Here is a 9,233-nt window from a genome sequence, read left to right as displayed (position 1 = left end):
ATTCCCGAATTTCCAAGGCTGTCAGGTCGCCAAAATCGGTCGTGCCGCGAGCCTTTTTGTTACTTTTGCGGCGAGGCAAAAGTAAGCCCCGCTGGCAGGCGACGAAAGAAAATCAAAGCAGGCGACGGCGCAGCCGGCGAAAAGAAGCAAAAAAGCGCAGCTTTTTTATTTACGCTTCGAGAGTGAGATAATTTCCGTAAACACAGAAACAAAATTAAAAGCGAGAAATCGTATTACGACAATCCCTAGCCCGGATGCGGGCAACTAGCCTTTTGCAGAAAAAGACGTGATTTTCTTGACTTGAAACAGCGACCGAAGGAAGCTCGTTTCAAGCCCTAGAAAAACCGGCTTTTGCAAAAAAGCTAGTGCCAGTCAGCCGGAAAAAGCTCCAAAATAAACCAAAACACCACAACGCTAATTTCCAAAAGCAACCTTTCCCAAAATCCGTATCTTTAACGCAAATCGATGCTTGGTGAAACCACAACTACTCAAAATCCTCATCGCTTCCCTCCTTTTTTCCCTCGGCAGTTTTGCCCAGGATATTTCGCTTTACCAACAATTCAACGGGCGTTACGACTTCGTGTTTTTTGGCAATACGATGAATACGATGGAAAATTCGTACATGCCTGTGCCGACTGTGCTGACTTCGACGGCGGCCGATTTCAACCTCACCGCAAACGATCAGATCGAAGCGGCTTACCTGTATTGGGCTGGCTGCGGTTTCGGGGATTTCCAGGTGGAATTGAACGGCGTCCCGATCACTGCCGAGCGCACTTTCGCCCATCAATGGGTAAGCGGCAACACCTATGATTATTTCAGCGCATTCGCCGACGTCACTGCGCAAGTTCAGGCGACGGGAAACGGCACTTATACTTTGAGCGAGCTCGATGTTTCGAACTACATCAACTTTGCTTTCACGAATCGTACGAACTTTGCCGGTTGGGCGATTGTCGTGGTCTACAAGAACAATTCGCTTCCGCTGAACCAACTCAACGTTTACGACGGAATGCAGGCCGTTCCTACGGAAATCACGATTTCACTGAACAGTCTGAACGTGATTGACAACGTGGGCGCAAAAATCGGGTTTCTGGCGTGGGAAGGTGACAAGAATATTGCCAATATGGAATCGCTTACGATCAATGGCGATGTGTTGTCGAATGCTTTGAATCCTTGGAACAACGCTTTCAACGGCACAAACACTTTCACGAATTCTGACCAGCTTTACAACATGGATCTTGACGTTTACGAGATTCAGGGTAATATCAATATAGGCGATACGACGGCCGAAATCACCTTGCATTCCGAACAGGATGTCGTGATGGTGAACGCGGTGGTGACCAAGTTGAACAGTCAATTGCCCGATGCGACTATCGTGTCGGACACTATTTCGGTGTTCTGCAATTCGCAACAGATTGTCGTCGATTACACGGTTAGCAACGTGAACAGCACGGACGATCTCGAGGCGGCGACGCCAATCGCTTTCTATGCCGATGGGATTTTGGTCGGACAAGCCGCGACGCAACAGTTGATTCCTATCGGCGGAAGCGAATCGGGACAAATTACCTTGACGATTCCGGACGATCTTCCCGATGGTTTTACCCTGACGCTTTTGGTGGACGACAATGGCCAGAATGTGGGCGTTGTCACGGAATTGAACGAAACCAACAACCAATTTGTCGCGACGGTGACTTTGCTTCCTTTGCCCGGATTCAATCAGCCCGAAAATCTGGTTTCGTGCAATTTGGGCTTGACTTCAGGCACTTTTGATTTTTCGGACTACGCAACTACCATCGGACTTGATCCTTCTTATCAGATTTCATTTTATACATCGCAAGAAAATGCCGAAAACGGAATCGGGGAAATCCTCAATACCGGAAATTTTGTGGCTCCGAGCACGCCTTTCACGGTTTATTTTCGCGTTCAGGGCGCCGATTGCTACAACGTCGGAAGCTTTTTACTTACCGTAAGAAATTGTCCGCCGACCGTTTACAATTTCATTTCGGCCAACGGAGACGGCATAAACGACGTTTTCCATATTGCCGGATTGCGCGATATTTTCCTGAACTACAAACTTTTCGTCTACAATAGATGGGGCGTTCAGATCTGGTCAGGAACAAACAACACCGAAGAGTGGAACGGCCGCGTTTCCAAGGGTTTGAAATGGTCTGACGGAGAAGCGCCGGACGGGACTTATTACTACGTTCTGGAATTGCACGATCCGGATTATCCGAAACCTTATTCGGGATTTTTGTACATCACGCAGTAGCAGTGGCAGTGGCAGTTGCAGTTGCAGTAGCAGAAGCAGTTGAAGTGGCAGTTGCAGAGGCGGCGGCTGCAGAAGTTGTAGCAGAACAGAAATCGTGCGGTAAATCACTTTCTGTCCAAAGGTGCCAGATACCATTTATAACGCACGGCCAAGAGGCGCAAAACTATAATGATGACCGAAACCAATACGTAAAGCACGTTTTGGGTGAGTCCGAAGTTGTTTCTCAGCGTGAAGAAGATTATTCCTCCCACAATACATAAAGTCGCGTAGATTTCCTTTCGGAAGATGACCGGAATCTCGTTGCACAGAATGTCTCTTATCACGCCTCCAAAACAAGCCGTAACCGTTCCCAAAGCCACGCAAATCACGGGCGCGAGTCCGAATGAAAGTCCGCGTTCGATTCCAATCAACGTGAAAATCCCGAGTCCAATCGTGTCGAACAGGAACAGGGAAACGCGCAATCTGTCGAGTTTTTTTCGGAAAATAACCGCAACGAAATAACCGGCGATGATAAAATAAACTACTGTCAGATCGCGCATCCAGCCAACCGGAGTGTATCCGATAAGAATATCGCGCAACGTTCCGCCTCCAACCGAAGTCGCGAATGCGATCACGAAAACCCCGAAAGGATCAAGCCTTCGGTTCATGGCCGTAAGCGATGCCGACACCGCGAAAGCCATTGTCCCGATGACATTCAGGTAATAGAACAAGTCAGCAGATTGCGGAAGATTCGGTAAACTATGCACCTCGAGTATAGAAATTGTAATCTTTGACGATCGTTCTCAAAAAGTCGTTGTTATTGCCCGACTGATTCCTGATTCCCGTCACGGTCTCGACTTTTGTGACGAGTTTGCGAATGGTTTCAAAATCATTTCTCGACAACGCATTGTTGAACGTTTCCTTGACGATCCTGATGTCGTTGTCAGACAATTTTATCACCAGCGGATAAATGGGCACATATTCCGATCCGATTTCCTCGAGAATCGTATGGCTGATGTTGATCTTGTTCTTCAAAGTGATCACGGCGGTTCCGGCGGCCATGTCGCCCAACCTCTGACTTTTCTTCGATGTGGCAACCGTTATGACGGCGATGAGTCCGTTGAAAAGGAACAAGTCGACCATGCGGAAAAACCATCGGATGAGATATTCGGTGAACGAGGCCTGATAGCCGTCGATCTTCACGACTTTGATCTTCATGAGTTTCTTGCCCCAGGTTTGTCCTTCGAGCCAGCTTTCGAAAACCAGCGAATAAAGCATCATCGGAAGCGAAAAGACTGAAATCACCGCACCTTCCGACCACGCGTCCAAATGCCCGATGGCCTCAAGAACGCCCGTATATCTGAGAATTATCCCAAACATCAAAAACATATAGGCGATTTTTATGATCCAATCGACGATATTCGCAAGGATGCGATCGCCCATGGATGCGGCCGTAAAAACGATGTTTACATTTTGTGTGGTGTTTATGGATAATTGGGTCATAATTCCTATTTTAGCCGCCAATGAGAGAAATCGCGTTCATCCGGCAAAATAAAGAAAAATGGCTTGAATTTGAACGTGCCATTACCGTTGGCGGCAAAAAAAACCCTGACGAACTTTCGAGTCTTTACGTACAGCTCATAAACGATCTTTCGTACGCGCAGACGTATTATCCCAAAAGCAAGATCGTTACTTACCTGAATCATCTCGCGGCCCAGGTTTACCAAAAAATCTACAAGACAAAAAGGCTTGAAAAAAACAGGCTGGTCCATTTTTTCAAGACCGAAGTGCCGCTTTTGAGTTACCAATACAGACGTTATTTCCTTTACGCTTTCGTGCTTTTTTTCGTTTCGGTGGCAATTGGGGTGATTTCCTCGCATTACGACCAGGATTTCGTCAGATTGGTCACAAGCGACGGATACGTGAACCAAACCCTGGAAAACATTGACAAAGGCGATCCGATGGCGGTTTACAAATCGGGGAGCAATTGGGGAAGTTTTATCGGAATCACGCTCAACAACCTAAAAGTTGGCGCGATTTGCTACTTTTTTGGGATAACCGCCGGAATTCTCACGTTCTACATCGCGTTCGAAAACGGCGTCATGCTTGGTTCTTTCCAGTATTTCTTCCAGCAGAAAGGCATTTTTTGGGAAAGTGTGAGAAGTATCTGGATTCACGGATCGATGGAAATTTTCGCGATCGTCATCGAAACGGCCTGCGGATTCCTGCTTGGTGCGTCGATTTTATTTCCGAAGACGTACTCGCGCATGAACTCATTGAAAATAGGATTCATGGCTTCGTTCAAGATTTATCTGAGCACCTGGGCTTTTACGATAGCCGCGGGTTTCCTCGAAGGATTCGTCACGAGATACGCGCCAAAAATGCCAATCTGGCTAAGCGCTTTCATCATATTGTCTACTTTGGGATTGATCGCCTGGTATTATTTGGTCTATCCGATTTTCGTCCACAAAAAACACCTCAAGGAACTTGCGTAGTCTGTTTTTGATACTTTGGTTGATGTGTTCCTCGGCGTACGCACAAGACAGCCTTGATTCGCAAGAACCCAAGCGCGTTCTCACGGACAAGGACATCGTTTTTGATTCATCCGATGTGAAACAGCGCCAATTCGCTCCTGATTTCAAGCAAAACTACAAGGACGAAGCTTTCGACTACGAACCGAAAGCCAAAGAACTCACGGCCTGGGATCGCTTCAAGAAGTGGCTTGGCGACAAAATTTCGAGGCTTTTCGAATTTGGAGGCAACCAAACCCTGACGGTGCTCGACTGGATTTTCAAGATCGTTTTGGTAATCGTGATCGTCGTGGTGATTTTCCTGATCGCAAAAGCGATCCTGAACAAGGAAGGCCAATGGATTTTCGGGCGCGGCACATCAAAACGCATCCTGTCGGCAGAGGAAATCGAGCGTGACATCCAAGCCGCCGATTTCGAGAAACTGATTGCCGAAACGCTTTCGATAGGAGATAGAAAACTGGCGATCCGCTACTATTACCTGTGGCTTTTGCAGAAATTCACCAGACGCGGCATCATCGTTTGGGATATTGAAAAGACAAATTCCGATTATTTGTATGAGATCAAATCGGAAACCGACAGGAAAGATTTCGCCTATTTGTCCTATCTGTTCAACTACATCTGGTATGGCGACTTCGAATTGGACGACATCGCGTTCGAAAAGGCGGTTTCGGCCTTCGCAAAAACCATAAAACGCTACTGATGGGAAAAATCAAGTATTATATCCTTTTTCTCGTGGTGGTTTTTGGCCTGTTGATCTTTTTTGACGGAGGCGAGAAAAAACCCGTCGATTGGCGTCCGACCTATTCGGTTTATGACAAAATTCCGCTCGGGCTTTATGTTTTGGACAAGGAAATCGATTCACTTCTGGACGAAAAGGTCGAAAGATTCCGTCGCACGCCTTATGAATTCCTGGATTCGGTTTTCGATTACGACGACAATACGTACAAGATTACGGGCAATATCATGGCGATCCAGAGCGACCTCGACACGCAATCGCTGAACGACATTTTTTATTTCGTCGGACACGGAAATACCGCTTTCCTGAGCATGGAATCCTTTCCCGAAATGTTCCGCGACAGCCTTAAAATAACAACTCGCACGAGTTTCAGTCCAATCGACACTTTGCGCGTGAAACTGTCAAATCCGAAGCTTGGAAAGAAAGCTTACGGTTTGCACGAAGGCATGAATCCCGTGTATTTTTCGTCCATCGACACCTTGGATAGCGAGATTTTGGGCGTTTTGCAATCAGACAGTCTCCGCGTGAATTTCGTCAAGGTCAAGTACAAAAACGGCAATTTCCTGCTGCATACGGCTCCGGCGGCTTTCACGAATTTCCATTTGTTGAAGGGAAATCACCACGAATATGCCGAAAAAGTGCTGTCGTATCTGCCAAAAGCCGAGACATTTTGGTACGTTTCTTCGGACGCGAACACGATCAGCAATTCGAAATTGCGCTGGATCAGTTCGCAACCGGCGTTGAATTGGGCTTGGTATCTGCTCATTTTCGGAATTCTTGCCTTCATGGTCTTCAACGGACGCCGCAAGCAAAGAATCGTCCCGATTCTCGAACCGTTGCCGAATACCACGGTCGATTTCGCCAAAACCATCGGAAACCTTTACTATCAAGAAGGCGCGCACCACACGGTAATCGATCGAAAAATCGTGTATTTCCTTGAAAAAGTGCGCAATGATTACCATATTGATACAAGCAAACTCGACGAGGTGTTCATCGAAAAACTGCACCAAAAATCCGGAAAACCTTTCGCCGACATCGAACAGGCGATTTTCCTGGTAAACAACCACAGACGAAGCCCGCACATGGCCGTGGAAGAAGATTTGATCAAAATAAACTCAGCACTCGAAAAAATATCCTGATATGGAAAACGAAACTAACATTCCGGAATCGAATCCGAACGAAAACGGTGAAAATTTCACGCCAACGCCGACCAACCAAAGCGAAGATGTGAGATTCAGCAACCGAATCGACCTGGCGCCTTTGTCGCAAAGCCTTGACGCGGTGAGACGCGAACTTTCCACGGTGATCGTCGGTCAGGAAAAAATGATCGACCAATTGCTTGTGGCGCTGCTTTCCGGCGGACACGTGCTGCTCGAAGGCGTTCCCGGAGTCGCCAAAACGATCACGGCGAAATTGCTCGCCAAAACGACCGACATCGGTTTCAGCCGCATCCAGTTTACGCCAGACCTGATGCCTTCGGACATTCTCGGAACATCGGTTTACGACCAGAAAAAGACAGAATTCGAATTCCGAAAAGGCCCGATTTTCTCGAATCTGATCCTGATCGACGAAATCAACCGCGCGCCTGCTAAAACTCAGGCCGCCTTGTTCGAGGTCATGGAGGAAAAACAGATCACGATCGACGGGAAACGCTACGAAATGGACGCGCCGTTTTTGGTCGTGGCTACGCAAAACCCGATTGAGCAAGAAGGCACTTATCGCTTGCCCGAAGCGCAACTCGACCGCTTTTTGTTCAAGATTTCTGTGGATTATCCGAAGCTCAGCGAAGAAATCGACATCATCACCCGCGAACACAAATTGCAGGACAGCGGCAAACTCGAAAACATCAAAAAGGTGATTTCGGGTGAGCAGATACGCGCTTTCCAGGCCTTGGTAAAACAGATCGTCGTCGAGCCGCAACTTATCGAATACATTGCCAAAATCGTGATAAACACGCGAGAGAATGCATTTTTGTACCTGGGCGCGTCGCCTCGTGCGTCGATTGCGATTCTGAACGCGTCCAAAGGTTTTGCCGCTTTGAGAGGCCGCGATTTCGTGACGCCCGAAGACATCAAGGAAGCCGCGATCCCGGTTTTGCAACACCGCGTCATCGTCACGCCGGAGCGCGAAATGGAAGGTTTGAACAGCCAGGAAATCATCAAACAACTGCTCGATTCAGTTGAAATACCGCGATAGATCTTGAAACGCCTCGCCGGACTTTATATCAACACTTTCTTTTTCTACCTCTTGATCGCGGTGGGAACTTTTTTCGTATTGGCGTTTTTCTTCCCGAGTCTTTTCACGGCCGCGCGCTTTCTTTTCCTGTCACTTATGGTGTTTTTGGTTTTGGATGTGCTGGTTTTGTTTTCATCGGGAAATCCTGTTGAAGGCGAGCGCGAATTGCCCGAGAAGTTTTCGAACGGAGATGAAAATCCGGTGCTGGTCAAGATCAGGAATTTCTACACTTTCCAGATCAAGATCAACATCATCGATGAGATTCCGGAGCAATTCCAGGTCAGGAATTTCGATATCGTCCGATTGATGAAAGGTGCGTCACAGGACGAATTCGCGTATAATCTGCGTCCGACCGAAAGAGGCGAATACCACTTTGGCAAACTCAACATTTTCGTGTCTTCGCCGCTTCGGCTGGTTTCGCGCCGCTTCAAGTTCCAAGACAACCAAATGGTCAAGACTTATCCGTCTTTCATCCAACTTCGCAAGTACGATCTGATGGCGTTTTCGCACCATTTGACGCAATACGGCGTGAAGCGCATCCGACGCATCGGACACACCATGGAATTCGAGCAGATCAAGGACTATGTTTCCGGAGACGATTTGCGCACGATAAACTGGAAAGCAACGGCCAAGAAGTCGAGTTTTATGGTCAACCAATACCAGGACGAGAAATCGCAATCGGTTTACATGGCGATCGACACGGGACGCGTGATGAAAATGCCGTTCAACGGACTGAGTTTGCTCGATTATGCGATCAATGCTTCGCTGGTGCTGTCGAATGTGATTCTCAAAAAACAGGACAAAGCCGGTATATTCTCGTTCTCGAAAAGGGTCGAAAACCGCGTCGTGGCCGAGAGACGTTCGTCCCAAATGTCGAAAATCCTCGAAAGTCTCTACAACGTCAAAACCGACTTTTTCGAAAGCGATTACAGTCGTCTGTATGCCGATATCCGAAAAAACGTGAACAACCGCAGCCTTATCATGCTGTACACGAATTTCGAGACTTTGGATGGCTTGAACAGGCAACTTCGCTATCTCAAAGGAATTGCCAAAAACCATCTTTTGGTCGTGGTTTTCTTCAAGAATACCGAACTCAATTCGATCATTGAAGGAAAAGCCGAAAACATACACGAGGTATATGACAAGGTCGTCGCCGAAAAATTCATGTTTGAAAAACGACTGATCGTGAACGAGTTGCGCAAGTACGGAATTTACTCCGTTTTGACTGCGCCCGAAGATCTGACTTTGGATTCGATCAACAAATATCTGGAAATCAAGTCGCGCGGAATTCTCTGAGTGCCTGATTACGAGATTTTTGAGATTACTTGAAGCGCAAATTTTGATAAAGATTACCCTGAAAAAATCTTGAAGACTGGAAATGATTCGACTTCAGACTAAATGATCTCATCTGACATCTTATCGCCGACTGCCAAAGTGGACTTTTGCTGAAGTAGAGTTTTGCAACATTTTGACCTGAGTTAAAGTT

The 9,233-nt window shown here is 47.2% G+C and carries 9 protein-coding genes; 7 read left to right on the top strand and 2 right to left on the bottom strand.

The features are described 5' to 3' along the window. Both EOO49_RS17010 and EOO49_RS17005 read left to right on the top strand, forming a co-directional pair. The coding region (locus EOO49_RS17010) for a hypothetical protein (RefSeq protein ID WP_290847887.1) at positions 1 to 186 on the top strand (186 nt) is incomplete at its 5' end. Between the two features lie 286 nt (positions 187 to 472). Next, on the top strand, positions 473 to 2,266 hold the full coding sequence (locus tag EOO49_RS17005; RefSeq protein ID WP_290847885.1) for a gliding motility-associated C-terminal domain-containing protein: 1,794 nt from the start codon (positions 473 to 475) through the stop codon (positions 2,264 to 2,266). Positions 2,267 to 2,370: 104 nt separating this feature from the next. Here EOO49_RS17005 and EOO49_RS17000 read toward each other — a convergent pair whose 3' ends face one another. Then, positions 2,371 to 2,976, bottom strand: a complete 606-nt coding sequence (locus EOO49_RS17000) for a trimeric intracellular cation channel family protein (RefSeq protein WP_290847883.1) — start codon at positions 2,974 to 2,976, stop codon at positions 2,371 to 2,373. A gap of 28 nt (positions 2,977 to 3,004) precedes the next feature. Continuing rightward, a complete protein-coding gene (locus EOO49_RS16995; protein WP_290847881.1) occupies positions 3,005 to 3,748 on the bottom strand; it encodes an RDD family protein in 744 nt (247 codons plus the stop codon). Positions 3,749 to 3,768: 20 nt separating this feature from the next. Between EOO49_RS16995 and EOO49_RS16990 the strand changes: the two genes are divergently transcribed. Genes EOO49_RS16990 through EOO49_RS16970 form a run of 5 tightly spaced genes read left to right on the top strand, consistent with a single transcriptional unit; the run spans position 3,769 to position 9,043 of the window. After that, the gene (locus EOO49_RS16990) at positions 3,769 to 4,740 is read left to right on the top strand and encodes a stage II sporulation protein M (protein WP_290847879.1); all 972 of its coding nucleotides are present in this window, start codon (positions 3,769 to 3,771) and stop codon (positions 4,738 to 4,740) included. A gap of 22 nt (positions 4,741 to 4,762) precedes the next feature. Continuing rightward, positions 4,763 to 5,476 (top strand): DUF4129 domain-containing protein, encoded by a 714-nt coding sequence (locus EOO49_RS16985; RefSeq protein ID WP_290847877.1) that lies wholly within the window; start codon positions 4,763 to 4,765, stop codon positions 5,474 to 5,476. Then, the gene (locus EOO49_RS16980) at positions 5,476 to 6,651 is read left to right on the top strand and encodes a DUF4350 domain-containing protein (protein ID WP_290847875.1); all 1,176 of its coding nucleotides are present in this window, start codon (positions 5,476 to 5,478) and stop codon (positions 6,649 to 6,651) included. Before EOO49_RS16985 ends, EOO49_RS16980 begins: the two co-directional genes overlap by 1 nt. Before the next feature lies 1 nt (position 6,652). Then, complete coding sequence (locus EOO49_RS16975) at positions 6,653 to 7,708, top strand: MoxR family ATPase (RefSeq protein WP_290847873.1); 1,056 nt, start codon at positions 6,653 to 6,655, stop codon at positions 7,706 to 7,708. A 3-nt stretch (positions 7,709 to 7,711) separates the two neighbouring features. After that, entirely contained in the window at positions 7,712 to 9,043 is a 1,332-nt protein-coding gene (locus EOO49_RS16970) for a DUF58 domain-containing protein (RefSeq protein ID WP_290847872.1), read from the top strand. The last annotated feature ends 190 nt before the right edge of the window (positions 9,044 to 9,233 follow it).

The sequence above is a fragment of the Flavobacterium sp. genome, from assembly GCF_004295795.1.
Lineage (GTDB): Bacteria > Bacteroidota > Bacteroidia > Flavobacteriales > Flavobacteriaceae > Flavobacterium.
The sequence above is the reverse complement of the archived record's forward strand: the minus strand, read 5'-3'. Positions and strand labels throughout refer to the sequence as shown.

What these genes read in the sequence shown, in the direction of transcription:
- EOO49_RS16990 (WP_290847879.1), top strand. Translation starts at nt 3,769, where the DNA reads ATGAGAGAAATCGCGTTCATCCGGCAAAATAAAGAAAAATGGCTTGAA.
- EOO49_RS16975 (WP_290847873.1), top strand. Translation starts at nt 6,653, where the DNA reads ATGGAAAACGAAACTAACATTCCGGAATCGAATCCGAACGAAAACGGT.
- EOO49_RS16985 (WP_290847877.1), top strand. Translation starts at nt 4,763, where the DNA reads ATGTGTTCCTCGGCGTACGCACAAGACAGCCTTGATTCGCAAGAACCC.
- EOO49_RS16980 (WP_290847875.1), top strand. Translation starts at nt 5,476, where the DNA reads ATGGGAAAAATCAAGTATTATATCCTTTTTCTCGTGGTGGTTTTTGGC.
- EOO49_RS16995 (WP_290847881.1), bottom strand. Translation starts at nt 3,748, where the DNA reads ATGACCCAATTATCCATAAACACCACACAAAATGTAAACATCGTTTTT.